The sequence below is a fragment of the Haloferax massiliensis genome (genome assembly GCF_001368915.1).
GTDB lineage: Archaea > Halobacteriota > Halobacteria > Halobacteriales > Haloferacaceae > Haloferax > Haloferax massiliensis.
Genome location: NZ_CSTE01000003.1, coordinates 122,677 through 148,020, shown reverse-complemented (window position 1 = coordinate 148,020; position 25,344 = coordinate 122,677). Strand labels below are relative to the sequence as shown.

General features: G+C 65.2%; 22 protein-coding genes. 8 read left to right on the top strand and 14 right to left on the bottom strand.

The genetic code is table 11. The features are described 5' to 3' along the window. Positions 1 to 2: 2 nt before the first annotated feature. From rhcD to rhcC, 7 genes are all read right to left on the bottom strand, one after another. Positions 3 to 1,208, bottom strand: a complete 1,206-nt coding sequence (rhcD, locus tag BN996_RS14275) for an L-rhamnonate dehydratase (RefSeq protein WP_042665832.1) — start codon at positions 1,206 to 1,208, stop codon at positions 3 to 5. Positions 1,209 to 1,295: 87 nt separating this feature from the next. Continuing rightward, entirely contained in the window at positions 1,296 to 2,330 is a 1,035-nt protein-coding gene (gene rhcE / locus BN996_RS14270) for a 2-keto-3-deoxy-L-rhamnonate dehydrogenase (protein WP_089780187.1), read from the bottom strand. Between the two features lie 168 nt (positions 2,331 to 2,498). Further along, positions 2,499 to 3,680, bottom strand: coding sequence for an ABC transporter ATP-binding protein (locus tag BN996_RS14265; RefSeq protein ID WP_089780185.1), 1,182 nt, complete (start codon positions 3,678 to 3,680; stop codon positions 2,499 to 2,501). 95 nt (positions 3,681 to 3,775) lie between these two features. Next, positions 3,776 to 4,741: a carbohydrate ABC transporter permease gene (locus BN996_RS14260; protein ID WP_004041047.1), complete on the bottom strand. Its 966-nt coding sequence runs from the start codon at positions 4,739 to 4,741 to the stop codon at positions 3,776 to 3,778. Next, complete coding sequence (locus tag BN996_RS14255; protein WP_042665828.1) at positions 4,741 to 5,667, bottom strand: carbohydrate ABC transporter permease; 927 nt, start codon at positions 5,665 to 5,667, stop codon at positions 4,741 to 4,743. Before BN996_RS14255 ends, BN996_RS14260 begins: the two co-directional genes overlap by 1 nt. 58 nt (positions 5,668 to 5,725) lie before the next feature. Then, positions 5,726 to 7,069, bottom strand: a complete 1,344-nt coding sequence (locus tag BN996_RS14250) for an ABC transporter substrate-binding protein (RefSeq protein WP_089780183.1) — start codon at positions 7,067 to 7,069, stop codon at positions 5,726 to 5,728. A 211-nt stretch (positions 7,070 to 7,280) separates the two neighbouring features. Next, the gene (gene rhcC / locus BN996_RS14245; RefSeq protein WP_089780181.1) at positions 7,281 to 8,150 is read right to left on the bottom strand and encodes an L-rhamnono-1,4-lactonase; all 870 of its coding nucleotides are present in this window, start codon (positions 8,148 to 8,150) and stop codon (positions 7,281 to 7,283) included. 79 nt (positions 8,151 to 8,229) lie between these two features. Between rhcC and BN996_RS14240 the strand changes: the two genes are divergently transcribed. Further along, a complete protein-coding gene (locus BN996_RS14240; RefSeq protein ID WP_089780180.1) occupies positions 8,230 to 8,532 on the top strand; it encodes an L-rhamnose mutarotase in 303 nt (100 codons plus the stop codon). A gap of 543 nt (positions 8,533 to 9,075) precedes the next feature. Here BN996_RS14240 and BN996_RS14235 read toward each other — a convergent pair. Together BN996_RS14235 and BN996_RS14230 are read right to left on the bottom strand one after the other, a co-directional pair. Further along, positions 9,076 to 10,173, bottom strand: a complete 1,098-nt coding sequence (locus BN996_RS14235; RefSeq protein WP_089780177.1) for a Gfo/Idh/MocA family protein — start codon at positions 10,171 to 10,173, stop codon at positions 9,076 to 9,078. A 101-nt stretch (positions 10,174 to 10,274) separates the two neighbouring features. Next, a complete protein-coding gene (locus BN996_RS14230; protein WP_089780175.1) occupies positions 10,275 to 11,342 on the bottom strand; it encodes a glycoside hydrolase family 88/105 protein in 1,068 nt (355 codons plus the stop codon). A gap of 185 nt (positions 11,343 to 11,527) precedes the next feature. Here BN996_RS14230 and BN996_RS14225 point away from each other — a divergent pair, with 185 nt between their 5' ends. Beyond that, positions 11,528 to 12,301 carry an IclR family transcriptional regulator gene (locus BN996_RS14225; RefSeq protein ID WP_089780173.1) on the top strand — a complete coding sequence of 258 codons (774 nt, stop codon included), beginning with the start codon at positions 11,528 to 11,530 and terminating at the stop codon, positions 12,299 to 12,301. A 19-nt stretch (positions 12,302 to 12,320) separates the two neighbouring features. Here BN996_RS14225 and xacF read toward each other — a convergent pair whose 3' ends face one another. The 4 genes from xacF to BN996_RS14205 form a co-directional block, all read right to left on the bottom strand. Then, a complete protein-coding gene (xacF, locus tag BN996_RS14220; protein WP_089780171.1) occupies positions 12,321 to 13,772 on the bottom strand; it encodes a 2,5-dioxovalerate dehydrogenase in 1,452 nt (483 codons plus the stop codon). Between the two features lie 137 nt (positions 13,773 to 13,909). Further along, positions 13,910 to 14,818, bottom strand: coding sequence for an AEC family transporter (locus tag BN996_RS14215; protein ID WP_089780169.1), 909 nt, complete (start codon positions 14,816 to 14,818; stop codon positions 13,910 to 13,912). 98 nt (positions 14,819 to 14,916) lie between these two features. Next, positions 14,917 to 15,951: an SGNH/GDSL hydrolase family protein gene (locus BN996_RS14210; RefSeq protein ID WP_089780167.1), complete on the bottom strand. Its 1,035-nt coding sequence runs from the start codon at positions 15,949 to 15,951 to the stop codon at positions 14,917 to 14,919. Positions 15,952 to 16,561: 610 nt separating this feature from the next. Beyond that, positions 16,562 to 17,500: a dihydrodipicolinate synthase family protein gene (locus BN996_RS14205; RefSeq protein WP_089780165.1), complete on the bottom strand. Its 939-nt coding sequence runs from the start codon at positions 17,498 to 17,500 to the stop codon at positions 16,562 to 16,564. 228 nt (positions 17,501 to 17,728) lie between these two features. On the opposite strand from BN996_RS14205, the gene BN996_RS14200 reads away from it, so the two are divergent. Both BN996_RS14200 and BN996_RS14195 read left to right on the top strand, forming a co-directional pair. Beyond that, positions 17,729 to 18,568 carry an NAD-dependent epimerase/dehydratase family protein gene (locus BN996_RS14200; protein ID WP_089780163.1) on the top strand — a complete coding sequence of 280 codons (840 nt, stop codon included), beginning with the start codon at positions 17,729 to 17,731 and terminating at the stop codon, positions 18,566 to 18,568. A 130-nt stretch (positions 18,569 to 18,698) separates the two neighbouring features. Next, a complete protein-coding gene (locus tag BN996_RS14195) occupies positions 18,699 to 20,351 on the top strand; it encodes a right-handed parallel beta-helix repeat-containing protein (protein ID WP_089780161.1) in 1,653 nt (550 codons plus the stop codon). Positions 20,352 to 20,473: 122 nt separating this feature from the next. Here the strand turns inward: BN996_RS14195 and BN996_RS14190 are convergent, their stop codons facing one another. After that, positions 20,474 to 20,935, bottom strand: coding sequence for a universal stress protein (locus BN996_RS14190; RefSeq protein ID WP_089780159.1), 462 nt, complete (start codon positions 20,933 to 20,935; stop codon positions 20,474 to 20,476). Between the two features lie 87 nt (positions 20,936 to 21,022). Between BN996_RS14190 and BN996_RS14185 the strand changes: the two genes are divergently transcribed. The 4 genes from BN996_RS14185 to BN996_RS14170 all read left to right on the top strand — a co-directional run bounded on the left by BN996_RS14185 (position 21,023) and on the right by BN996_RS14170 (position 25,321). Beyond that, positions 21,023 to 21,244 (top strand): hypothetical protein, encoded by a 222-nt coding sequence (locus tag BN996_RS14185; RefSeq protein ID WP_089780158.1) that lies wholly within the window; start codon positions 21,023 to 21,025, stop codon positions 21,242 to 21,244. A 174-nt stretch (positions 21,245 to 21,418) separates the two neighbouring features. Continuing rightward, positions 21,419 to 23,218 (top strand): ABC transporter substrate-binding protein, encoded by a 1,800-nt coding sequence (locus BN996_RS14180; RefSeq protein ID WP_089780156.1) that lies wholly within the window; start codon positions 21,419 to 21,421, stop codon positions 23,216 to 23,218. 73 nt (positions 23,219 to 23,291) lie between these two features. Further along, positions 23,292 to 24,296, top strand: a complete 1,005-nt coding sequence (locus tag BN996_RS14175; protein WP_226908753.1) for an ABC transporter permease — start codon at positions 23,292 to 23,294, stop codon at positions 24,294 to 24,296. Between the two features lie 2 nt (positions 24,297 to 24,298). Next, a complete protein-coding gene (locus tag BN996_RS14170; protein ID WP_089780154.1) occupies positions 24,299 to 25,321 on the top strand; it encodes an ABC transporter permease in 1,023 nt (340 codons plus the stop codon). Positions 25,322 to 25,344 lie beyond the last annotated feature (23 nt).

Sequence of the window (25,344 nt, the reverse complement as noted above, 5' to 3'; positions counted from 1 at the left end):
CGTCACTCGATGGCGAAGTGTTCGAGCGCCTCGCGGTTCAGTTGGGTGCTGACGCCGGGTTCGTCGGGGAGCGGAATCGACCCGTTTTCGGGCGACGGCGGGTTCTGGAAGATGGCGTCGGCGTAGGTCGACTCGCGTTTCTCCTGTCGCTCCTCGAACCACTCGGGGGTCGGGAAGTACTCCGCCATCGGCATGTTCGTGTGCCCGGCGATGGCGTGGAGCGTCGGATTCGTGCCGGCGTGCGGGATGACGGGCACGTCGTGGACTTCGGCCATGTCGGCGACCTTCTGGAGCTCCGTGATACCGCCGACGCGACCCACGTCGGGCTGAAGGATGTCGACCGCGCCCTCTTCGAGGAGGTCCTCGTGGCCCCAGCGGGTGAACTCGTGTTCGCCGCCCGAAATCGGCATCGGCGCGGCCTCGCGAACCTCGGCGTAGCCGGAGATGTCGTCGGCGATGACCGGCTCCTCGACCCACGCCATGTCGTACTTGCCGAGGCGTTTGGTCATCTCCTTTGCGTACTTGACCGACCAGCCCATGTAGGCGTCGCCCGCGATTTCGATGTCGTCGCCGACGGCGTCGCGGACCGTCGCGACGATTTCCTCGTTTTTCTTCATGCCCGCGCGGCCGTCCTCGGGGCCGTGGAGGAAGCGGAGCTTCATCGCGTCGAAGCCCTCCTCGACGTACTGGACGGCCTCGCGTTCGAGCTTCTCCATGTCGACGGGGTGGAGGTTCGACGCGTAGGCGGGAATCTCGTCTTTGGTGGGGCCGCCGAGCAGTTCGTACACCGGCTTGCCGGCTTCCTTCCCGGCGATGTCCCACAGCGCCTGGTCGACCGCGCTGATGGCCATGATGGCGACGCCCTTCCGGCCGAACGGGAGCGTGGCGCGGTACATCTGTTCCCAGAGAAGCTCGCGCTGTGCCGGGTCTTCGCCGACGACGATTTTCGAGAGCGTCTCCTCGACGACGGTCGCGATGGCTCCGGTGCCCCAGTTACCGACGCCGACACCGGTGATGCCCGCGTCCGTCTCGACTTCGACCACCACGTCGCCCACCGGCCCCATCCACTTGCGGCGGGCCTGCGGGTTCTCGCCGTCGACGTTGCGGTACTCGTCGTACTTCGACATGATGGTGACGAGCGGGAACTCGATGAACTCGCCCCACGACTCGTTGCTGATTTTCGTCGCTGAGATGTCTGTAATCTCCATGATTTGTTTGGTACGTTCTCACATCCAATCGGCACGGGTAAAATAGTTTCTGTCGTCGGACGGTTCGCGGCCGGAAAGCGGGGTCGCTCAGCCGTCGAACTGGAAGACCGGCTTGCAGGTCTCGGAGTCGAGGAACGCCTCGAACGCCTCGGCCGGGTCGTCGATGCCGTAGGAGGTGTCGAGAATCTTGTCGACCGCGATTTCGCCGCGCTCCATGAGACGGAGCGCCTGTTCGAAGTTCGTCCACGTCGAGCCGTAGGAGGTGTTGATGTCGATTTCACCGCGAACGGTCGAGGTGAGGCTGAGTTCGCTCGGCGAGTTCGGGATGCCGACGACGACGATTTGGCCGCCCTTACGGACCACGTCGTTGCCGGAGACCACGCCGCTGTGGTGGCCCGTCGCGTCGAAGACCACGTCGAAGCCGATGCCGTCGGTCTGGCTCTCGACCCGCTCGTCGAGGACGCCTTCCTCCTGGAGGTTCACCGTATCGATGCCGAGGTCTTCGAGCAGCGGGAGGCGATACGCCGCGTCCTGTCCGAGCCCGGAGACGACGACGTTCGCGCCGAGGGAGTCGGCGACGGCGGCGACGAGCATGCCGATGGGGCCGGGCCCCTCAACGAGGACGTTGTCGCCGGGCGTCGTCACCGACTGGTCGAGGACCGCGCGCGTGGCGATGCTCGTCGGCTCGGTGATGGCGGCGTGTTCGAGGGGGACGCCCTCGGGCACCGCGTGGACGTGCTCTGGCGTGACGGTGACGTACTCCGTGTACGCGCCGTCGCGGTGCATCCCCGTAATCGAGAAGTTCTGGCAGACGTTGGGCTGGCCGTTCTGACACTGGAAACAGTGACCGCAGTCGTGAATCGGCTCCTCGACGACCTTGTCGCCGACCTCGAACGTCTCGACGTTCTCGCCGACCTCCGCGACCGTCCCGGAGTACTCGTGGCCCATGATACGCGGGATGGGAATCCACTCGTAGCCGCCGTCGTACTTGTAGGCGTGGGCGTCGCTGCCGCAGAGTCCCGCGGTGTGGACCTTGATGAGCAGTTCGTCTGCACTGGGTGTGGGGACCTCCCGCTCCTGTGTCTCTACCGAGCGCGGCCCGGTCTGAATAATGGCTTTCATAGTTGCGAATAACCGTGTGAGTTCGTCTCGGTTACACCATGTGAACACACCGATTAATATGTTTGGGTGCGGTCGGAGAATTTCGGCCGTAGCGCGGCTGAAGCCGCGGCTCTGCGTGCCGCGAGACACCACGCCCGCTGACGTTTGCTGGGCGGCAGTCGCGCCGAGTTATATTTCGACGCCGTCCGACTCCGACGACTGGGACTGCGATTGGACGGACGCCCGGTTCTCGATACGCCGGCCCTTGCGCAGCGCCTCCGTCTCGGCGTCGAACAGGTAGACGTGTTCGGGCGCGATGGAAAGCGACAGCGTGTCACCGGCCGACAGCCCGTGGAACTCGCCGATTTCGGCGGTGACGTCGCCCATGGGGCCGTCGCCGTGAACGATGGCTTTCGTTCCGACCGGCTCGATGACGCGGATATCGACGTCGAAGGTCAGTCCGTCGGCGCGCCGCTTCCCCGTCTGGTAGAAGTCCTGCGGCCGGAAGCCGACGTTGACGCCGCCGGGCGGCACCTCCGCGTCGAGGGCGTCGCTCGGCAGTTCGAAGCTCACGCCGTCGAGTTCGACGCGAACGCCGTCGGCGGCCTCCTCGACGACGCCGTCGTAGATGTTCATGTCCGGACTCCCGACGAACTGCGCGACGAAGAGGTTCGCGGGCTCGTTGAACACCTCCTCCGGGCGGCCCAACTGCTGGAGCGCGCCGTCGTTGAGGACGGCGATTTTGTCGGCGATGGTCATCGCCTCCTCCTGGTTGTGGGTGACGTACGCGGAGGTGATTCCGACCTCGGACTGCAGTTCGTCGATTTCGGTCCGCATCGTCTTGCGGAGCTTCGCGTCGAGGTTCGCGAGCGGCTCGTCGAACAGGAACAGCCGCGGCTCGCGGATGATCGCTCTGCCGAGCGCGACGCGCTGTTTCTGCCCGCCCGAGAGCTGTGCGGGCTTGTTGTTCAGGAGCTGTTCGATTTCGAGCATCGTCGCCACTTCCTCGACCCGCTCGTTGACGTCCGCCGTCGACATGCCGTTGTCCTCCCGCTTGAGGCCGAACCCGAGGTTCTCTCGGACGGTCATATGCGGGTAGAGCGCGAAGTCCTGGAACACCATCGCCACGTCGCGGTTGCGGGCTTTGATGTCGTTGACGACGACGTCGTCGAAGCGAATTTCACCGGAGGTCAGCGTCTCCAGTCCGCCGATCATCCGGAGCGTCGTCGTCTTCCCGCACCCGCTCGGGCCGAGCAAAACTAGAAACTCCCCGTCTTCGACGTCGATGTCGAGGTCGTCGACTGCGACGACACCGTCCTTGTCGGGGTCGCCGAAAATCTTCGTGACACCGTCTACTGTTAGGTGTGTCATTGTAAAACATTACCGTAGAACACCCCTTAAACCTAGCGACTGACGACGAAAATTGACCGCGACGTGCGGCACCGAGAGACGGCGGGCGAAGGGTATTATCCCTTAATCGCGCCGCCGGTGAGCCCCTGCACGAAGTAGCGCTGGATGTAGGCCAGTCCGAGCAGGACGGGAAGCGAGATGATAATCGAGGCCGCGGCGACGACGTTCCACTGGGTGTTGAACCCCTGTACGAACGTCAGGAGTCCCGGCGGAACCGTGTACCGCGAGTTGTCGAGGAGCGTCAGCGCGAACACCAACTCGTTCCACGCGAGGAGGAACGCGAAGATGAACGATGCGATGAGCGAGTTCCGCGCCATCGGGACGATGACGTACCAGAACGTCTCTATCGAGCTACACTGGTCGATGCGGGAGGCCTCGATAATCGAGTCCGGGAAGTCGTCGAAGAAGCCCTTCATCAGCCAGACGACGAACGGCGCGGTCATCGCGCCGTAGATGAAGATCAACACGAGGTGCGTGTTGAACAGGCCGAGCGCCGAGACGAGTTCCCACTCGGGGACCATGATGGCGGTCCCGGGGAACATCAGCGACGCGAGGAAGATGCTCATGAGCGCGTTCTTCCCGGCGAAGTCGCGGCGCGAGAGCACGTACGACGCGGCCGTCCCGAAGACGAGCGCGATTGCGCCCGCGCCGATCGCGACTTTCAGGCTGTTCAGCACGAGCGACAGGATGTCGATGTCGATGGCCGACGACGCCTGCCAGCCGAACAGGTTAGCGAAAAGCGAGGTGTAGCCGCCCGCCTGAATCGACGACTCGACGACGAGCCGGAAGCCCTCCAACGAGAAGTCGTTCGGGAACACCGTCGGCGGAATCTGCTGAATCTCCGCGGTGGTCTTGAACGCCGTCACGACCATCCAGTACAGCGGGAAGAGGACGAACGCGAAGACGACGAGCGTCAGGAGCGAAACCGCCGTCTTGCGGACGTACGCGCCCGCCGTGGTGTCGAACAGCCACGACTCGTTCCGCCGGAACTCGGCGGCCGTGTCGGGGTCTTTCGCCGCCATCAGACGTCACCCCGCACTTGGTCGTACACCTGAATGTAGTAGTACGAGAACACGAGCAGGACGACGAACAGGATGAGCGACAGCGCCGACGCCAGCCCCACGTCGAAGTCGACGAACGCCGTCCGGTAAATCATGACCGGGAGCGTGCTACTGGAGACGCCGGGGCCGCCCTTCGTCATCACCCAAATCATCGAGAAGTTCCTGATGTTGTAGATGAGCATCAGGAGGAACCCGATGGCGAGGTTGTACCGCATCATCGGGATGGTGATGAACCGGAACTGCTCCCACGGCGTCGCGCCGTCCATGCGCGCGGCCTCGTAGAGATGCTCGTCGATGCCCTGCAGGGACGTGAGCGTCAACAGCGCGAAAAGCGGTGCGAGCCGCCAAATCATCCCGATGATGGGCGGCCACAGCGAGAGCTCCGTCGAGCCGAGCATGACGATGTACTCGTCGATGACGCCGAGCTGGACGAGCAGTTCGTTGATGATGCCCTGCGACCCGCCGAACATGAACTGCCAGATGGACGCGCCGACGACCCGCGGGAGGACCCACGGGATGAGCACGATTGCGCTCGCGACGCTCGTGTACGGCAGTTTCTCGTGGAGGAGCCAACCCATCAGGAAGCCGAGGACGATAGCGGCGGAACTGCCGACGACGACCCAGATGAGCGTGTTCCACAGGACCTGATGGATAGTCGGATTCGACCAGATTTCGGCGTAGTTCGCCAGTCCGACGAACTCGGCCTCGCTGGGCGCGAGCAGGTCTTTGTTGAAGAAGCTCGAATAGATGGCTTGCGCGATGGGGTAGAGGATGAACAGTCCGACGAGCGCCGTCACCGGCAGGACCGGGAGGTACACCTTGACACCCTCCGGAATCCGCTCGGAGACGCTCTCGAACGAGCCCCTCGCCTGCTTCGAGTAACTCATGGCCGTAACTCACCGCCGTTGGGCCGCCGTCGTTCGAGCGACGGTTCGAGTCGCATCGTCAGGCGAGCTCCTCGTCGATGACTTCCTGAACCGATTCGTTGGCGGTGCTACAGGCCTCTTCGGCCGTCGCGTTGCCGAGGACGACCGGCTGGATGACCTCGGTGTTGATGATGCTCTGGACCGACGCGATGCCCGAGAACGACGGGAACCGCGAGGTGCGCGTGAACAGGTCGTCGTTCTCGTACAGCGTCACGAGGTCGCCGAACTGGCTCCGGAAGAGGTCACTCGGGTCCTCGAAGGCGCTCTTGAGCGTCGGGACGCGCCCGCGGATGCCCACGTCGTTCTCGGCGTCGTAGGTCCACGGCGCGAGCTGTTCTTCGGAGTTCCACCACTCGGTGAAGTCGAACGCGGCCTGCAGTTCGGCCTCCGAGTCGGTGCCGTTGCCGAGCATGAAGCCCTGCGCGTTCTGCAAGAGCAGGTCGCGAGGTTCGAAGCTCCCCGACGGGCTGTCCGGAAGCGGCGCGCGGGTGACGGTGTGGCCCTCGCCGTCCAGCCACGCCTGCGGCGCGCCGGTCGTCTGGTAGACCGCGTTGGCGTGCGAGTACGTGATGAAGATGCCGGACTCGCCCTCGCGGAGGAGCCGTCCCGCACCGATGTGGTCGTTCTCGGCCATCGAGTCGGGGAACAGCCCGGCCTCGGCGATGTCCTGATAGAGCTTGACGGCGTCGACGAAGCCGGGTTGGTCGACCGTCGCCTCCAGCGTCTCGGGGTCGAAGTACCGACCGCCGTTGGCGTAGACGAAGCCGATGAAGTACCCGGTCGTCAGGCCGAAGTCGGTTCCCGGCGCGGTAATTGCCGCCGACACCTCGTCGAGCTCCTGCATCTCCTCGCCGAGTTGGATGAGTTCCTCCCAGTTGCGCGGCGGGCTGTCGAAGCTCGTCTGTTCGAGGTAGTCGGTTCGGATGTCCACGAACGGACCGAGGTCGGCGTAGCCGCCGGGGAGCCCCCACTGTCGTTCCCCGTCGGTGTCGCCGAGGCTGTCGTAAATCTGGGTGTCGACGTTCGCCTGAATGAACCGGCTGTTTATCTCCTCCAACTGGTCGGCGAACTGCTCTTGGTCGAGCGGCTGAATTGCGCTCGCGCCGACGTAGTCCGGAATCTGCTGGGTCTGGCCGGCCATCACGTCCGGGAGGTTGTTGTTGGCCGCCGCGGACGCGATAATCTGGTACTTCTGTCCCCACTCTTGGTGCTGGTAGGTGACGTCGTGGTCGCCGTAGCCGCTGTAGTGATTGCTGATGTACTCCCGCTCTGCGGGAATGCCGCCGAACAGCCAGAAGTCGAGGGACTGCGACCCGGACCCGCCGCCGCCGGAACCGCCGCCACCGTCGTTTCCGCCACCCATACAACCCGCCAACGCCGCCGTGAGACCCGCTCCGAACCCGGTCACGTACCGCCGCCTACTGAGCCGGTTCTGTGAACCACTGTCTATCATGATGTGCCATTACAAACCACTATAGTTCATTATAATAAATATGTCGGTGAGAATCGCGTGTCACGGCTCGACGGGTGGCGAATGACGCAGCCGAGCGAGCGCGCTTGAGCGACCGTCACGCTCACCCGAGGTCGACGTGCCGCCGGAACGACTTCCCGGTCAGCCACGACCGGTCGGCCGCCGACAGCGAGTCGACCTGCTTGAGCCAGTTGCACGCCTCCGCGTAGCTGGCCACGTCGCTGACGTTCGGATAGTCGGAACCCCAGACGACCCGCTCGCGCCCGAAGGTGTCGAGGAGCCACCGGACGTGGTCGTGCATGTCGGCATAGGGGAACGCCGAGTCGGACATGTGGACGATCTCCGAGACCTTCACCGCGACCGAGTCGTGTTCCGCGAGGTCGGCAAAGCGGCCGAACGTCCCCTCGTCGGTGGGCGTGTCCGGGCCCGCGTGGGCGAAGTGGTCGAACAGGTAGGTGAGTTCGGGGTACGTCTCGACGAGTTCGAGCGCCTGGTCGAGTTGCCCGTGGTCGCAGAGAATCTGGACCGTGGCGTCGTGTTCGACCGCGGCCTCCCAGAAGGCGGTCTCCTCGACGCTCTCTCTGAGCCACGTCACGCTCGGGTCGAACGTCTCCCACATCCGGTCGTACGGGCAGGCCGCGCCCAGTCGGAAGCCGAGGACGCCGTCGGTCTCCATGCATCGGTCGAGGCGCTCGACGGCGTCGTCGGCGAAGGGGTCGAGCATCACGACGCCGTGGAGTCGGTCGTGCTCGGCGGCGACCCGGCGGGTGTACCAGTTGTCCGTCCAGTCGCAGATGGGATAGCCCACGACGACGGCCTCGTCCACGCCGTTTCGGTCCATGTCGGCGAGCAAGCGGTCGGCGGTGTAGACGGTGTGTACGTCGAAGCTGTCCACGAGGTCCAAGATGGGGCCGTTGGTCCACGGGTGGTCCGGACTCGCGGCACCCCACGCGTGGGTGTGAGAATCTATCATTACAATCGACGACGGGCGTCCCCGTACTAAATCTTACCCGCCGAAAAGCTAAGACGGGTGCCGCCGAATCGGAGGCCGTATGGCGCGAATCGCGTTCCACCTGGAGATAGAAGACGGCAAGCGAGAGGAGTACCGAACGAAACACGAGAACGTCCCCGAGGCGCTCGAATCGGCCTACTTGGACTCTGACGCCGGCCTGCGGACCTACAGCGTCTTCGAGAAGAACGGCCACGTCTTCGGCTTCATGGAAGTCGACGACCCCGAGGCCATCCAAGAAGTGATGGACAACAGCGAGGCGCAGGCCGACTGGGCGGAGGTCATGAGCGGTATCACCGTCGAGACCGACGACAGTTGGATGGACGAAGTCTACCGGATGGTCTGACGCCCGAAAAACGAGGATTGTCCGGACATGGCGGACGAAACGCCGTGCCGACCGAATTTATCAACACCATCAGTATCGAATCAATCCCCGTAGGTCCCCGTCTTTTGCCACTTTAACCCGAATGTCGGGGCGATTCTCCGAATGTCTCGAATCTCCGGCTCTGCCGGATGGCCGTCCGGCGATATCGGAAGTTCGTTCGGGACGGAACCGACCAGTTGCGGTCGTCCGTCGAGGCGAGAACGCAGGGCTAGTTGCGCACTCCCGCCGTCAATGCGGGTCGTACGCCCACGAATCATTACGCCCATAGAAATGTAATTCGGACGTGATTCCGACCGGATTCTCGAAGGAATCGCTCGGCGGTCGGGCTCGAATCGGTGACGCCGTAGGCGACCGCGGGCACGCGTCACGAAACGGCGCTACTCCGTGCCGACAGCGCGTCAGTCACGTATATTCGGAACGTTATCGGTGAACGCCGACGGTGAGCGAGCGTCCGGCCATGCCGGATGGCTTTCCGTCATGAGCGACGAACCGACCGCCCGCGGACTACCACGACGTGATAGGCACCTCGCGGAGCGGCCCCGGAAGCGGGACATCGACCGTCGAGTCGGTGTAGTGCGAGAGGTAGAACCCGACGATGATTTCGAGCGAGCGAGTGGCCGCGCCGCCGGGCGAGTAGTTCTCCACCTGCCCGTCGAGAAGGTCCTGCACGTGGGCCGCCGCGTTGGCGAACGACCCCTCGTAGTCGTCCTCCCACGTCCACGCGCCCTCGATGCCGGGGAGCGGTCGCTCGACGTGCTCGCCGTCTTCGAGCGACCAGTAGCGCCACTCGCCGTCGTCGTTGTTCATGTAGAGTTTGCCCTCGGTGCCGATGAAACTCAGCGTCATCGAGGAGACGTCGCGCGGGATCGTGCAGTCCACGGTGACGAACGTGCCGTCGTCCATGACGACGTGCCCGCCGCCGCCGGCATCGACGACCGACTCCGTGGCGTCCAGCGCGTCGAGCGCCTCGTTCTCGCCGGTGATGTGCCCGCTCACCCGCGACGCCCGCGCGTCGAGGAGGTAGACGAGCGTGTCGAGGACGTGCGTGGAGTTCCGCATGAGTTCCATGCGGTACTGCGCGCTCACGGACTTCACGTCGCCGAGGATGCCCTCCTCGCGGACGAGGTCGCGGAGTCGACGAAGCTTGTCCGTGAACCGGAACGAGTGGTTGATGACGAGTTCCGTGTCGGTCTCGTCGCAGACGGCGACCATCTCCTCGGCGTCGCTGACGGACGACGCGATGGGCTTCTCGCACCAGATGACCGAGGGGCCGGCGGCGGAGCGCGCGGCGTCGACGACGTGGTCGCGGTGGAGGAACGACGGCGTGCAGACCGACACGGCGTCGAGGTCCTCGGCTTCGAGCATCGCCTCGTGGCCGACGTACCGGCGGTCCGCTGGGATATCCCACGCCTCGCCGAAGGTGTCCAGTTTCGACTCGTCCACGTCGGCGACGGCGACGAGTTCGACGTCGTCGGTCGCGGCGTAGCCGCCCGCGTGGCTCGCGTCGATTTTCTCTCTGCCGATGGCTTCCTCGTCGTGCATGCCGAGGATGCCCATCCCTGCGATGCCGCCCGTGCCGATGATGCCTGCGTGGTAGGTCATAGTGTCTTCTGTCGCTCGCGTTCGTTCGTCACTGTGCGCCGGGGCGCATAACTGTGGTGCCGGCTCGGAACGAGTCGAGAAGGACGCCGAGGTCGAAGGTCTCAGTCGAGCGCGGCCGCGGCCATCAGGAACCAGCCCTGCCCGTAAGGCGTGTCCGTCAGGGGTGCTTCGGGACCGCCCGGCGGCCCGGCGACGCGGTTGACCGCGCCCTCGTCGCCGACGACGCGGGAGACGGCCGCGAGTCCGTCTTCGGCGGGTTGGCGGTAGGTCTCCTCGTCGAGGATACCGAGGTCGATGCCGCGGGCGAAGGCGTAGGCGAACATGAGCGTCCCCGACGACTCCAGCGGCGTGTGCGGGTCGTCGACGAGGTTGTGCCAGAAGCCGCTGCCGTCTTGGAGCGGGAGCAGCGCCTCGCAGTGCGACCGGAACAGGTCGAGGAGGTCGTCGCGCTTCGGGTGGTCCTCGGGGAGCCGTTCGAGCACGTCGGCCGACGCGGCGGCGGCCCAGCCGTTGCCGCGCGCCCAGAACGCGCCCTGCGGGTAGTGGTTCGGCTGTTCGACCCAGATGTGTCGGAACAGCCCCGTGTGGCCGTCGCGGAGGTGCGCGGCGTGAATCAGAATCTGGTCGACCGCCTCGTCGAAGGCGTCGGCGTCGCCCGCGGCCTCGCCGTAGCGGGCGAGGAACGGACACATCATGTAGACGGAGTCTATCCACAGCGACTTGATGCCCGCGAGTTCGGGGTCGTGGTGGGGGATGCCGCCGTCCTCGGTCCGCTCGAAGGACAGAAGCGACTCGTAGGCGCGCTCGGCCGCGTCGAGGTAGCGGTCCTCGCCCGTCCGGTCGTAGAAGTCGAGGACGCCGTGACCGATGGCGGTGCTGTTGTTCGTGTTCATGCACTTCTTGACGGTCAGCTCCCAGCTCGCCTCGTACTCGCGGCCGTGGCTGAACACCTCTATCGGGTAGCTCGGCCCGTAGCTCAACTGCCCGGCGTCGTTCTGGGTCGCCACCGCGGTATCGACGAGGCGTTTCGCGCGCTCGACCGACTCGTCTCCGCCCTCGGCGAGCAGGCCGTTGATGGCGACGCCGGTGATCCACGACTGACCGTCGATGTCCAAAGACCGGAGATACGAGGCGGCGCGCTGGACTGGTGTAAGCTCGTCTGCTGGCATGGGTACGGTACCCACACGAATACGTCCGAGGATGAAAAATGTATCCCATGCCCGCGCGCCGCCGCGGGTCGGCGGCCGTGTGCGCCACTCGGCCGGCCGGGACGCCTCGGGGGTGCTCGGTCGCCAAAACGGGGCGTTCCCCAAGCGGGAACAGATATATACGGCTTTGGTCCGACTGTCACACCATGAGCCCCCAACCGAACAAACGCCCCGGCCGAACCATCCGCTCGGTCCAGATAGCGTTCAACATCATCGACCTCCTACAGGAGGAGGCGGGTATCGGCGTGACGAGAATCGCCGACGAGCTCGGTCACTCCAAGAGCACCGTCCACAGCCACCTCCGAACGCTCGAAGAGCGGCGTATCATCGTGCGCGAGGGCGACGGCTACCGGCTCGGACTGCGGTTTCTCGACGTCGCCTCGCACGTCCGCGACCAGATAGGGAACTTCGACATCGTCCAGAAGGAGGTCGACTCGCTGGCCGATGAGACGGGCGAAATCGTCCAGTTCGGCGTCGAGGAGTACGGGATGGTCTCGTACCTCCACAAGGCCCAGGGAGACCACGCCGTCGAGACGCTCTCCCGGGTGGGGACCCAACAGCCGATGTACTCCACGTCGCTCGGCAAGACGATTCTCGCGTATCTGCCCGCCGAGCGCATCGAGGAGATTGCGGCGGAGATGGAGTACGAGCCGAAGACGGCGAACACCATCACCAGCCCCGAAGAACTGTTCGAGGAACTCGAAACCATCCGCGAGCAGGGCTACGGCATCGACGACGAGGAGAACATCAACGGTCTGCGCTGTGTCTCCGCGCCCGTCAAGAACGACGAGACCATCCTCGGCGCGATAAGCATCACCGGTCCGTCGAGTCGGTTCACCGAAGACCGCCTGCACGGCGAACTCGCGGACTACGTCCGGAGCGCCGCGAACGTCATCGAACTGAACACGAAGTTTTCCTGAGCGCGCGGGGGCCCGCGGCTCAGTAGTTCTCGTAGATGGTCTTCACCGACGAGAAGAAGTCGAGTCCGGCGTCGCCCTGCTCGCGGTACGTGTTGGTCGACGAGTCCTTGTAGCCGCCGAAGGGGACGTGGAGTTCGAGGCCGGTCGTCTTCTCGTTGATTTTCGCGACGCCCGCTTCGACCTCGTTGACGAAGCGTTTGCCCTCGCTGAGGTCCTGCGTGACGATGCTGGCAGACAGGCCGTAGTCGACGTCGTTGGCGAGGGCGAGCGCGTCCTCGAACGAGTCGGCTTTGACGACCGCGAGCACGGGGCCGAAAATCTCCTCTTGGGCGATGCGAGCGTCGTTTTCGACGCCGGAGAACACCGTCGGCTCGACGAAGTAGCCGTCGTCGTAGTCGTCGCCGAAGAGCCTGCTCCCGCCGGCTTCGAGCGTCGCGCCCTCGGCGGAGCCGATGTCGATGTATTCGAGCGTCGAAGAGAGTTCGCTCTCGGAGACGTGCGGGCCCACGTCGGGGTCGTCGAGGCCGTCGCCGACGACGAGCGACTCGGCGTAGTCCGAGACGGCCGCAACGAACTCGTCGTAGACGTCTTCGTGGACGATGGCGCGCGAGGTGGCCGTACACGACTGGCCGGTCGTGCCGAACGCGCCGACGCCGACGGTCTCGGCGGCGTCTTCGATGTCCGCGCTGGGCATCACGACGGTCGGGTTCTTGCCGCCCATCTCACACTGGACGCGCTTGAGGTCGACCGCGGCCGTCTCGGCGACCATCGTCCCCACGGCGGTGCTCCCGGTGAAGGAGACGCCGTCGATGCGCTCGCTCTCGATGAGCGGGCCGCCGACCTCGCTCCCGGACCCGGTGATTGTGTTCGCCACGCCGGCCGGCAGGCCCGCGTCGTCGAGGCATTCGAGGACGATAGCGACGACGCCCGGTGCCTCTGACGCCGGCTTGAGGACCGCGGTGTTGCCGGCGGCGAGCGCCGGGGCGAGCTTCCACACCGGGATGGCGATGGGGTAGTTCCACGGCGTGATGAGCGCGACCGTCCCGAGGGGTTCGTGCTTCGTGTAGAGGTCCTTTCCGGGGGCGCTCGCCGACTTGACGGTGCCGCCGACGTCCCGCGCCTTCGCGCCGTAGTAGTGGAAGATGTCGATTGCGCGCTGTACCTCGCCGCCCGCCTCGGAGCGCGTCTTGCCCTCCTCGCGGACGAGCACCTCGGTCGCCTCGTCCTTCCGCGCTTCGAGGTTGTTACCTGCCTCGCGGAGAATCGCGCCGCGGGACGGGCCGGGCGTCGACGCCCACTCGTCCTGCGCGGCGACGGCCGCGTCGAGCGCCGCCTCGACGTCCGCCTCGGTGGACGCGGGGTGGACGCTGACGACTTCGCCGGCCGCCGCGGGGTTCGTCACTTCGAACGTCTCTCCCGACTGGGAGTCGGTCCATTCGCCGTCGATGAAGTTACCGTAGGTTCTCGACATTCGACCTAGCCATGCACACCCATCACTAAGTAAGCTTCTCATGCCGAACGCCGGTGGCCGGCCCGCGCTCGTGAGCGACACCGGGCGTGGGGCACGCGAATTTGGACCATTCGAAGAAAGAGCGACGAGCCGCCGACTCAGAGCAGGAACTGGAGAACGACGAAGAGCGTCGCGACCGAGACGGCGGTCGTGGCGAACACGTTCATCGACGCGAGGTCGGCGTCGCCGCCGAGTTCGTTCGCGTAGACGAACGACGAGACGGCGGTCGGCGTCGCGAGCATCGTCACGCCGGCTTGGACCGTCGACCAACTCGTCGCGAACGTCGAGAACACGGCGAAGGCGAGAAGCGGCATCAGGACGACCTTGCTCCCGACGACGGCGCCGACGGTGCGGAAGTCGAACGACTCGGTGGAGACGGTGAGCGACGCGCCGATAGAGAGCAGCGCGACGGGGAGCGCGAGCGAGGAGAGCGCGTTGAGACCCGTCAGGAGGACGCCGGGGACGCCGAGGCCGAGCCCGGAGAAGGCGAGCCCCAACACGAGCGCCGGGATGACCGGCGTCTTGAGCACGCCGACGAACTCCTCTCTGAACGATACGTCAGCGCCGTTGACGAGGACGAGGACGGTGATGGTGAGCGGGACGTGCGTGAGCGCGCCGACGCCGAGGATGACGGCCGCCTTCGCCGACGCCAGCGAGCCGAACGTCGACTTGACGAGCGGGAGGCCGAGGAAGCCGAGGTTCGAGTAGTACGACTGGACGATGGCGACGCTGCGGGCCGAGTCCGGCGACACCCGGCGGTGGACGACCCAGCCGACGAACAGCATGGTGAAGAGGACGAGCCAGAAACCCAGGAGGAGCGTCGGTTCGATGACCTCGCGAATCGGCTGGTCGTACGTCGAGGTGAACACGAGCGCGGGGAGCGCGAAGGCGAACGCGAAGAACGTGAGCTTGTCGCGGCGGCCGCTGTCGAGGACGCCGAGACGCTTCGCTAGCGCCCCGAGGCAGAGCACCCCGAGCATGTAGCCCAGATTTGCGGCGACGGTCATACCCTTCCATCGAACAGGGGGGTTCTTCGGTGTTACGCTCGCGGAGATTTCGTTCGGGTAATTCGAGCACGAGAGCGCCTGAATCGCGCGTATTCCGGTTAATCGTCCATGAGAGATTCGAGCTCACGAGCGAGGCGTTCGCCGACGCGAATCATCGCGTCGTCGCCGGGGTGGACGAGGTCGGTCGTCATCCCGCTGGCGGTCGGCAGGAGGTCCGGCCCCTCCACGAGGTGGACGTTGTCGTAGCCGCACTCGGCGACCACGTCGCGGAGGTGTTGGCGGAACGTCTCGGAGAGCGTCGCCTCCTCGTGGTCGCGTTGATACTCGCGCACGTGCGGGAACAGCGTGATGCAGGCGACGGGTTTCGTCGGGTTCGCCGCGGCGACGGTTTCGACCATGTCAGCGGCCCGCTCGCGGAACTCGTCGGGCGAGAATCGACCGACCATGTTCACCGAAAGCGAGAGCGTCGCCACGTCCCAGTCGTCGCGGGCGGCGATGTGGTCGGCCATCGCGGGGTCGCAGTAGGCGGTCCCGCAGGAGCCGAGGTTTATCGGGTCCGCGCCCAGTCGGAGAGCCGTCTGGTTGACGTACGTGAGCATCTCCGCCGACGGGGCCTCGCCCTCGGTAATCGACGTTCCGTACGCGAGGTATCGGAGGCTCGGCACCTCGTCGGCGGTCGGCGGCCGTCGCGCGCCCTCGACGTCGTGATAGTAGATGTGGCCGCCGCGGTGGTCGCCGGGGAAGACGAGTCGACACACGTCGGGCGCATAGCGCATCTCGCCGGTCGCCTCCGGGTCGAGGTCGGTAAGCGACTCCGGGAGGGACAGTTCGACCGTCGTCGGCTCCGGGCCGAGCGTGAACTCCTCGCCGCTCGCCTGAAAGTCCCCCCAGAACGGTCGAACGAGGCTGTTTCGCTCCTCGGAGGAGAGCGTGATTCGAACCGTCCCCTCGGGGACGAACCGAATCTCGGTCCCCGCCGGGTGACACATCCGCGTCTGCGCGCCGGTGTTCAGGCCGCTCCTGACGGCCTCCGGGACGCGGAGCAGTCGAAGCCCCTCGTGTGGTCTGACCCGCTGGAGCGCCCTGACGTTGTGGAACTGAACGTCGTCGTGCTGGATATCGTCGTGCTGCATACCGTGTGAGTCACGCACACTCCGCACCTACTTATCGCTACCTCCGACCGCCGACGCGCGGCGAGCGCCACCGCGGGCTACGGCCTGATTCGACAGCCGGGTTCCCGAGGCGGGAAAATTACACCCATATGCTTGTAATATCTGGGCTACTGTGCCTCCGAATTCGCGCGTTCGTCGCCTCCATCGGGTGGTTCCCCGGGAACACTAAACCCCCTAATCGCCCGAATTTCTACGTTACAGTCAACAACAACCCACGTTCGCGAGAGAGGAACATCGAAATCATTGCAGGGGAATAATCGGCACAATTCTCCGATAATGCGTTCCCCACCTGCGAACGGAGGGCAGGAACACGGCGACTCCGCGGTGGTCGGCTTGGGCGGTTCAGCCCTCGGCTGTCTGGGACAGGTGAGCGCAGCGGGGGAGGGTCGTCGCCTCCAGACGGGCTGGCACCGCTCCGAACGGTAGGGGAGGCGGAGACGCGACTCGGGGCTCAAAGATAGTGGTGGGTGCTTCCGACCGACACAGTCGGGAGCCGTCAGGCAGTGTGGGTGGTGGTCAGTCGTCGTCGATGCGGCCGGATGTCGGTGCGCGCTCGGGTCGATATCGCCAGTCAGTCGATGACGCGGGCGACGCCGTCGGACAGCTCCTCGTACAGTTCCTCGGCGCGGCGCTCGTCTTCGGCCGACAGCGACCGAATCGGCTCGCGGACCGCCCCGCCGTGCAGGCCGGCCAGTTCGAGGCCCTTCTTCACCACCGGAACGCTGATCGCGCCGGGGAGGTCGTTGTCTTCTCCCGTCTCGCCGCGGAGGGCTTGGAAGGGAAGCGTCAGGTCGCGAATCTCGCGGGCGCGCTCCCAGTTCTCCTCGGAGAGCGCATCGAACAGCGCGAGGCCGATTTCCGGGCGGAAGTTACTGACCCCCGCCGAGAACCCCTCGATACCCTCGTTCCAAAACGAGACGGCGTACGGCTCCGCGAGGCCGTCCACCCAGACCACGTCGTCGTCCGCGGCGGCGACGGCGGAGCCGAGTTTGACCGGGTCCTCGATGGCGTACTTGACGCCGACGACGCCCTCGATGCGAGAGAGGTCGCGGAGGAAGGCGACCGAGGGGTCGAAGCCGCGGACGTAGGGAACGAGCGGCGTGTCGGTCGCGGCGTCGAGTTTCTCGTAGTAGCGAAGCAGGCCGCGCTCGTGGACGTACGTGTGGTCCGGCGGCATGACCATCATGGCGTCGACGCCGACGCGGTCGTAGGCGTCCATCAGGTCAGTCGCCGCCTTCGTCGACCCGCCGACGCCGGCGAGGACGCAGGCGCTGTCGGGGAGCGCGTCGACCGCCGTCTCAGTCACGTCGACGCGCTCCTGCTGGGTGAGGGAGTGATATTCGCTGATGTTCGCGGCCGCGAGGAACGACGAGATACCGTCGCCGGAAAGCGACTTCGCGTTCGCTTCGAGTTTGTCGTGTTGAATCTCCAGGTCGTCGTCGAACGGCGTGAGCAAGCCGACGGCGACGCCACGGAGACGACTACGTACACGGTCGTCTGCGAGTGGCATGGTACAGTCAATCTGAGTCAACCGTGATAAAGCCATCGTCAACCCTTGAACCCGTCGTACGCGCGTGAGAGCGCCCGCGAGTCGTCCGGTCCGGAACGCGACGTTCAGCGTTCGTGAACTGAGCGGGGCGGGTGGCGACGGGGTGGTTCGGTCGGTGCGGAGTGTTCCGACGCGCGGCCCGACTTCGCCACCCATCAATTTATTACGATTTGGTCAGAGTGGATTCGTATGGACGTCTTGATGACCGGCGTCTATGGCCGGTGCGGCACCGCAGTCATAGACCACCTGCACGACGACGACGCCTACGACTTCACGTATTTCAACCGCTCTGACCGACCCGACGACCACCCCTACGGGGGCTACGACACCGTCGTCGGCGACGTGTCCGACTACGACGCCCTCAACGACGCCGCGGCGGGACAGGACGCCATGATTCACATGGCGGCGTACCCCTACACCGACGGCACGTGGGAGGACATCTTCGAGCCCAACATCATCGGGATGTACAACGCGCTCGAAGTCGCCCGCGAGAACGAAATCGAGTCGTTCGTCTTCCTCTCGACCAACCACGTCATGGGCGGCTACGAAGACGAGTTCTCCCCCGAGATTTACGAACCGGGTCACGGCCTCGTCATCGGGCACGACGACCCCGTCCGCCCCGACTCGTTCTACGGCGCGTCGAAGGCCTACGGCGAGGACATGGGTCGCTACTACGTCGAGAACTACGAATACCCCAAGCAGTTCTACGCCCTCCGGGTGTGCAGCGTCCGGATGCCCGAGTACGACCATCCCTACGGCGACGCCGAGCAGGCCGTCGAGAACGGCGAGTTCGAGCGCGGGAGCGCCGAGTACGAGGAGACCGTCGGGCGCATGAAGGCGATGTGGCAGTCCCGCCGCGACTTCGCCCACGAAATCGACTGCTGCCTGCAGGACGACGACGTCGAGTTCGGCATCTTCAGCGGCGTGAGCGACAACCAGCGCCGGTGGTACGACCTCGAACACGCCCGCTCGCAAATCGGGTATCACCCGCAGGACGACGGCGAGGAGTGGGACAGCCCGCCGGAGTAGTCCCGAAGTCCGAGCCACGTCCCGCCGTCTGTCCCGTTTTCGGTGCTTCCAACGACCCCCGTAGCTCACACGAGCGAAGGGAACTCTGCAATCAGATTTTTATGTAGTTGTCAGACACGTTTTCGTGGGTATGAAAGACACACCCACAGACAGCGATTCGAATCGGGCATCGCTCAGCAGACGAACAGCGCTCGCGCTCCTCGGAGGGACCGGGGTCGCGGCGCTATCCGGTCCCGCGGCCGCCCGGTCCGACGGCGAGCGCGGCGACGGCGAGGAACGCGACGACGGTCGGGGGGCGGACGGCAAGCCGTGGAACCGAGACGTCGACGCGAACGGGAACGGGCTGTACAACCTCGCGTCGCTCGACGTGGACCACGTGTACACCTCGGCGCGCGACGCCGACGTCATCGTCTGGAAGGACGACGACGGGGCGTTCCACGCGGACGGCGCGGACGGCGAAGTCGCGTCGGGCGACAGCGTCGTGCCGGTCGCGCAAGCGGCCATCGATAGCCTCACCGAGGGGCGGACGTGGAACGAGAAGGTGCTCATCGCCTCGCCCGGCGAGATTACGAGCGGGGACGGGAGCCTCGAACTCCCGAGTTACACGACGCTCGACGCGCCGGCCACGCTCTCGGTTCCCGAGGGCGAGTCCGTGCCGCCGGTCGTCCGGGCCGTCGGCGCGGACCACGTCGAAGTCGAGTCGCTCGTCGTCGAGGGACCCGCGGCGATGGGCATCCGACTCACCAGTTGTTCGAACGTCCGCATCGGCGACGTCCGCATCACGGGCGTGACGAGTGACGGCATCCGCATCGACGGCCGGGGTGACGCGCCCCGCTCGACCGACATCCAGATGGAGCAGATATACGTCGAGGGGAACGACCACCACGGCGTCGAGACCTACGGCGTCGACCGCATCCAAATCGAGCAGGTCGTCGGCAACGACCCCGCGAGTTGCGTCGTCCTCCTCAACGACACCGTCGACGCGACAGTCAACAGCGTCGTCGGCCTCGAACCGGGCGGCCCCGCGGGCTACGCGACGTTCCGCGTCGCCAACGGCGCACACGACGTGACGGTCGGCGAGGTCGTCAGCCGCGGCGGCAACCGGGGCGTCTTCGGCGTCTCCGAGTGCTACGACGTCACCATCGGCCACGTCAACATCGAGGGGGCGGAGGACCAAGGAATCCTCGTGCAGAACTGCCGGGACTTCGCGGTGCAGGGCGGCGTCGTCAAGAACACGAACGGCGACGGCGTCCGCATCGACTCGCGGGACGACGGCGAACAGCTTCCGGCCGAGGGCGTCTCCATCAGCAACCTCCGCGTCTACGACGACCGCGACGAGCCGAGACAGACGTGGGGCATCCTCGAAACCGGGCCGGCGTGCAACCACAACCGCATCGTCAACAACGACGTTCGGGGCGGCGGGACGACCCGGAACATCGGGATTTTCTCGAACACGACGGTCGTTCGGGACAACGTCGGCGGCGGCTTCGCCGACGGCGAGGTGACGCTCTCGGCCGGCGAATCGCCCGCGGCCCGCGTCGAGGGCGTCAGCGAGTTCCCCGACGTGACAATCCCGGGGAGCGTCGACGAACCGGAGGACTTCGAGGCGTCGGCGCTCTCGGTCCGCGCGAAGCCCGCGACGACGGGGACCGCCGAGACGTACGCGTGGGAGAGCTACGTGGAGTGGAACGGCTCCGCCGGGTGTTGGGACCTCGTCTTCGAGTGGCGCACCGACCCCGGCGTCGACGTGACGCTCGACTACGTCGTGGACAAGACGCGCTGAGGCGGTCGTCGAACCGGCGGCCGTCGGTTCGCTGTTGGCGGCTGACGACGGACGTATCGCCTACTGCGCGAGTCGGTGAGTCCGAAAAATGATGGCGGCGGGGCAGCCCGCCGCGACGACGCTCACTCGGTGTGGAGCGTGACGTAGCCGTCGAAGTTGAGAATCACGAACTGCGCGAGGTCGCCGAACAGCGCCTTCCCGGTCGGCGAGCGGTTCCGGCCGAGGATGAACACGTGGTCCGCGTCCTCCTCTTCCGCGACTTCGATGACCGTCTCGGCGCGCTCTTTCTCGGCGGCGATTCGCGGGACGATGTCGTAGGACACCTCGTCGTCGGTCCCGAACACCTCTCGGGCGACTTCCTCGGCGTCGTTCATCGCGCCCTTGAACGCGTCCTGTTCCGTGTACGACGTGTGCTCGACGTCCCCGATGGTGTCGAGGACCTCCTGGGTCTCCTCGAACTCGTCTTCGGTGAGCGTGACGAGGAGGACGAGGTCGGCGTCCGCGCCGAGCGCGTGTTCTCTGGCCTCCCGGAGGAGGTCCGCGTGCGAGTCGGTGTTCTCGATGAGTACTAATCCTCTGTCCATGCACCTGCATTCCGTCTCGTCTTATCTAAGTCTACCGCAGGAACCGGGGGCAGTATACTGAAATACACCGCGGTACTCTACGTAGGCATGCCCGAATCGAGTCTCGCCGACGTGCTCCGCGATTACGAGACCCGGATGAAGTTCGTCCTCGTCATCTCGCTGGCTTCCATCGCGCTGCTCCTCGTCTCGCTTCCGTCGATAGAGCCGGGAACGACGACCCACGCGCTCGTCTACCTCCAGTTGACGACGTTCGGCGGGCTGGCGGTCGTGATGCTCGGACTGTTGCTGTGGACGGCGAAGAGCGCGTGAGACGGACGCCGACCGACCATCGTGACGAGCGGCGCAACAGGTATTTTCTCTATCATGGATAGTATGGGCAAATCCAGTATCTATATTAACAGGGAGTATCATGATAGATGATACCGCATGGCTGGAAAGCGTTCAACCAACTGGAGTAGACGAGACCTTATCAAGTACGGAGCGGTGGCTGGGACGGCCGGACTGGCCGGTTGCTTCGATAGCTCGGGGCAGACGACCGAGGGCGGAAACACCGAAGACGGCACGGACGGGGGCACGAACACCGAGGGCGGCTCGACCATCGCCGACGACACCCTCGATTACCCCGCGGGGCGACCCGCGACTGACGTGCAGTTCAACCGCTACAGCCTCGGCAACTACGCGCACACCCTGCAGGACCAACTGTTCGAGGAAGTCGCGCGCGGCTACGCCGACGGGACGGTCCGACCCGACCTGCTCGAAGACATGAGCGTCGACGGGCGGACGCTCACGCTGACGTTCCCCGAGGGGTTCAAGTGGTGGAACGGCGACGACCTGACGGCCGAAGACTACTACGTCGGCCTCGAAATCGACCGCCTGCAGTCGCCCGAGGAGTCGCCCATCGAGAGCAACACGCTGGTGGACGACTACACCATCGAGCGGACGTTCAAGACGGCCGTCTCGCCCAACCTCATGAAGGCGAACGTCGCCGAGACGTTCGTCAACACCCCGCGGTCGGTCTACCGCGAGTACCTCACCCGCTACGAGGAAGCATCGAGTGACAGCGAGCGCGAGAGCGTGACGAGCGACCTCCTCGATATGAGCATCACCACCCAGCAGCTCATCGACGAGGGACTCGGCAACGCGCTGTACCGCGTCACCGGCTTCAACTCCTCGGAGACCATCCTCGAAAAGTTCGAAGACCACCCGTACGCGAGCCGCACGGACATCCCGAAGGTGCGCATCATCCCCGAGACGACCTCCGACGTGGAGTCGCTGTCGGTGAACGACCAGCTCGACATGAACCCCGACGTGCTCATGTCGGAGTCCCAGCAGTCCCGGTACCCGGACAACATCGAGAACGTCTACCGGCTCAACTGGTTCCGCACCCAGAAGTTCACGTTCAACTTCAAAAACGAGCACATCGCGCGGCTCCCCGTCCGACGCGCCATCGTCAACGCGGTGGACTTCGAGTCGATGGTCGCCGCGATGCGGCAGGCCGGGACCGTCGGCGAGCCCGCCGAGAACCAGACGGCGCTGCGCTCGACGATTCACGACGAGTACCTCGGTTCGGACTTCGTCGACCAGCTCATCGACTACCCGGTCGGCAAGGACCTCGAAACCGCGACGCAACTGCTCGAAGACGCCGGCTACACCAAGGAGAACGGCACGTGGGTCGACCCGAACGGCGAGTCCTTCACGTTCACCGTCCTCACGCAGAACAACAACACCCAGGTGCAGGCCACGAAGGTCTTCAACGACCAGCTCAACGCGTTCGGCCTCCAGACCGAAATCAGCACCGTCAGCTCGACCGACTACTACCAGCGCCTCCAGACGTACGAGGCGGACATCTTCTGGATATGGCACGTCGCGAAGGCGCTGTGGCACCCGACGGCGTACTTCTCGAACAACTTCTACGGCATCGAGGTCGGCGACCCGTCCAGCGGGAACGAGACCGGTCCGACGGGCAAGCCCTTTACGACGACCATCCCGAGCGAGGTCGGCGCGGCCGAGATTTCGGGCAGCGGCAGGGAGATTCAGCCCGCGAAACTGATGAACGACCTGCCGAACTCCGAGTCGGCAGAACAGGTCAGAGAGCGAACCCGCGACCTCGTCCAGTGGTTCAACTACGCGCTTCCCGACTTCGTCTTCGTCGAGGAGGACTCCGGCTACTGGGGCGATACGCAGGACTTCTCCATGCCGACGGGCGACGACTACGAACTCAACACGAACCGGCCGGGCGAGTTCTCGTTCAAGAACGGATGGATTAGCTCGAACTCGCAGTAAGGTGAGACGGCACCCCCAACGGGCTTAACCACCACAATTAAGCTCTCTCACGCTAGAAGCCAAACTATTAATAATGACACCAAAGTATTTGTTGAAGCGTCTCGGGCAAGCGATACTGACGTTTCTCGTCACGATGACGGTCTCGTTTCTGCTGTATCAGGCCATGCCCGGCGGGCCGACGGAAGCGATGCGGAGCGTGATTCTCTCGCAGAGCGGCGGGAGCGTCGACATCGACCGACTGAACAGGATGATACAGCTCTACACGAACGTGAACCCGGACCAGCCGATGCACGTACAGTACTTCAATTACGCGTCTGACGTGATTCTCCGGCAGGACCTCGGCACCTCGTTCTTCAAAAACGAGGAGGTCACGACGCTCATCATGCAGCGCATCCCGTGGTCGATGTTCATCAGCGTCTACGCGCTCGCGCTGGGTTACTCGCTGAGCATCTTCCTCGGCGTGATGACGGCCTACCGCGAGAAGTCGCGGTTCGACTCCACGGTGTCATCGCTCATCATCGGGCTCAACTCGATTCCGTACTACATCGTCGGCGTCGTGCTCATCTACTTCCTCGCCATCCAGAACAACTACTTCCCGACGGGCGGCCGCATCGGCTCGGGAATCGCCGCGGGGTACAACCCCGAGTTCATGCTCAGCCTCGTGCAACACGCGGCGCTCCCGGCGATTTCGATGGGCGCGCTCGCGACCTCCGGCGCGCTCGCCATGCGCGGCAACGCGATTCGCGTCCTCGGCGAGGACTACATCCGCGTGGCGCAACTGCGGGGTCTCCGCGAGACCCGCATCGCCACGCAGTACCTCGGGCACAACTCCATCCTCCCGATGTACACGCAGTTCATGATCGGCATCGCCGGCGTCTTCAGCAGCGCCGTCATCGTCGAGGAGGTCTTCGCGTACCCGGGCATGGGCCTCCTGATGTTCGAGGCGGTCAAGACGCAGGACTACCCGCTTTTGATGGGCACGCTCCTCGTGTTCACGGCGATTTCGCTGACCGCCATCTTCATCGCCGACCTCACGTACACGCTCATCGACCCGCGCATCTCGGTGGGTGAGGAGTAACTATGAGCGAAGCACATTCCGACTCGTTCGACCTGAAGGACCTCTACGACGAAGACATCGACCCGGACCCGGAATCGCGGGCCGACCGCGCAAAGCGATTCCTCGAAATGAACGTCGTCGCCCCCGCGCGCATCGCGGCCGACGACTGGCGCGCGCTCGTCGGCGGCGCGATTCTCGCCTTTTTCCTCCTCATGGGAACCGTCGGCGTCTGGCTCGTCGAGCGGCCGACCAGCGGTGACGCTCCCGTCCTCGCCGCGCCGTTCGAGTCGCTCGCGTACCCGCTCGGCACCGACGTGTTCGGCCAGCCGATTCACGCCCAGCTCATCCACGCGACGCCGGGCATGTTCAAGATGATATTCGCGGGCGCGGTCGTGAGCGTCGGCTTCGCCGCCCTCGTGGGCGTCGTCGCCGGCTTCGAACACGGCACGCGCATCGACTCGTTCCTGATGACCGTCACCGACGTGGTCATCACGATTCCGGGCCTGCCGCTCATCATCGTCATCACGGCCATCTTCCAGCCCGAGAACCCCTACATCGTCGGGGTCTTCCTCGGCATCGACAACTGGCCCGGGCTGGCGCGGACCGTCCGCTCGCAGGTGCTGAGCATCCGCGAGGAGTCCTACGTCGAGGCGTCCGAAATCATGGGCATCCCGCTGTCGTCGATTCTCCGGCGGGACATCCTCTCGCAGCTCATGCCGTACGTGATGATAAACGGGGCGCTCACCTCCCGTCGCATCATCTTCGAGTCCGTGGGGCTGTACTTCCTCGGCATCCTGCCCTTTACCACGTTCAACTGGGGCGTGATGATGAACCTCGCGTACGAGGGCAACGCGCTCACCCGCCCGGACATGCTCCCGTGGATGGTCGCGCCCATGGTCTGCATCTTCCTGCTGTCGTTCGGGCTCGTCCTCCTGTCGCAGGGGCTCGACAGCCTGTTCAACGTCCGCCTCCGGGCGCGCCACGCGAAGACCTCGAAGAAAGGCACCTCGAAGAACAACCAATCGCAGGCGACCGGCGGGGACTGACCCCGTGCCAACACCTATTACCA

Bases quoted from the DNA above. Each gene is read 5' to 3' on its own strand.
- BN996_RS14175 (WP_226908753.1), top strand. From the start codon at position 23,292: ATGACACCAAAGTATTTGTTGAAGCGTCTCGGGCAAGCGATACTGACG.
- BN996_RS14230 (WP_089780175.1), bottom strand. From the start codon at position 11,342: ATGCCAGCAGACGAGCTTACACCAGTCCAGCGCGCCGCCTCGTATCTC.
- rhcE (WP_089780187.1), bottom strand. From the start codon at position 2,330: ATGAAAGCCATTATTCAGACCGGGCCGCGCTCGGTAGAGACACAGGAG.
- rhcC (WP_089780181.1), bottom strand. From the start codon at position 8,150: ATGATAGATTCTCACACCCACGCGTGGGGTGCCGCGAGTCCGGACCAC.
- BN996_RS14190 (WP_089780159.1), bottom strand. From the start codon at position 20,935: ATGGACAGAGGATTAGTACTCATCGAGAACACCGACTCGCACGCGGAC.
- BN996_RS14195 (WP_089780161.1), top strand. From the start codon at position 18,699: ATGAAAGACACACCCACAGACAGCGATTCGAATCGGGCATCGCTCAGC.
- BN996_RS14235 (WP_089780177.1), bottom strand. From the start codon at position 10,173: ATGACCTACCACGCAGGCATCATCGGCACGGGCGGCATCGCAGGGATG.
- BN996_RS14185 (WP_089780158.1), top strand. From the start codon at position 21,023: ATGCCCGAATCGAGTCTCGCCGACGTGCTCCGCGATTACGAGACCCGG.
- rhcD (WP_042665832.1), bottom strand. From the start codon at position 1,208: ATGGAGATTACAGACATCTCAGCGACGAAAATCAGCAACGAGTCGTGG.
- BN996_RS14225 (WP_089780173.1), top strand. From the start codon at position 11,528: ATGAGCCCCCAACCGAACAAACGCCCCGGCCGAACCATCCGCTCGGTC.
- BN996_RS14240 (WP_089780180.1), top strand. From the start codon at position 8,230: ATGGCGCGAATCGCGTTCCACCTGGAGATAGAAGACGGCAAGCGAGAG.
- BN996_RS14265 (WP_089780185.1), bottom strand. From the start codon at position 3,680: ATGACACACCTAACAGTAGACGGTGTCACGAAGATTTTCGGCGACCCC.
- xacF (WP_089780171.1), bottom strand. From the start codon at position 13,772: ATGTCGAGAACCTACGGTAACTTCATCGACGGCGAATGGACCGACTCC.
- BN996_RS14170 (WP_089780154.1), top strand. From the start codon at position 24,299: ATGAGCGAAGCACATTCCGACTCGTTCGACCTGAAGGACCTCTACGAC.
- BN996_RS14255 (WP_042665828.1), bottom strand. From the start codon at position 5,667: ATGAGTTACTCGAAGCAGGCGAGGGGCTCGTTCGAGAGCGTCTCCGAG.
- BN996_RS14250 (WP_089780183.1), bottom strand. From the start codon at position 7,069: ATGGGTGGCGGAAACGACGGTGGCGGCGGTTCCGGCGGCGGCGGGTCC.
- BN996_RS14260 (WP_004041047.1), bottom strand. From the start codon at position 4,741: ATGGCGGCGAAAGACCCCGACACGGCCGCCGAGTTCCGGCGGAACGAG.
- BN996_RS14215 (WP_089780169.1), bottom strand. From the start codon at position 14,818: ATGACCGTCGCCGCAAATCTGGGCTACATGCTCGGGGTGCTCTGCCTC.
- BN996_RS14200 (WP_089780163.1), top strand. From the start codon at position 17,729: ATGGACGTCTTGATGACCGGCGTCTATGGCCGGTGCGGCACCGCAGTC.
- BN996_RS14210 (WP_089780167.1), bottom strand. From the start codon at position 15,951: ATGCAGCACGACGATATCCAGCACGACGACGTTCAGTTCCACAACGTC.
- BN996_RS14205 (WP_089780165.1), bottom strand. From the start codon at position 17,500: ATGCCACTCGCAGACGACCGTGTACGTAGTCGTCTCCGTGGCGTCGCC.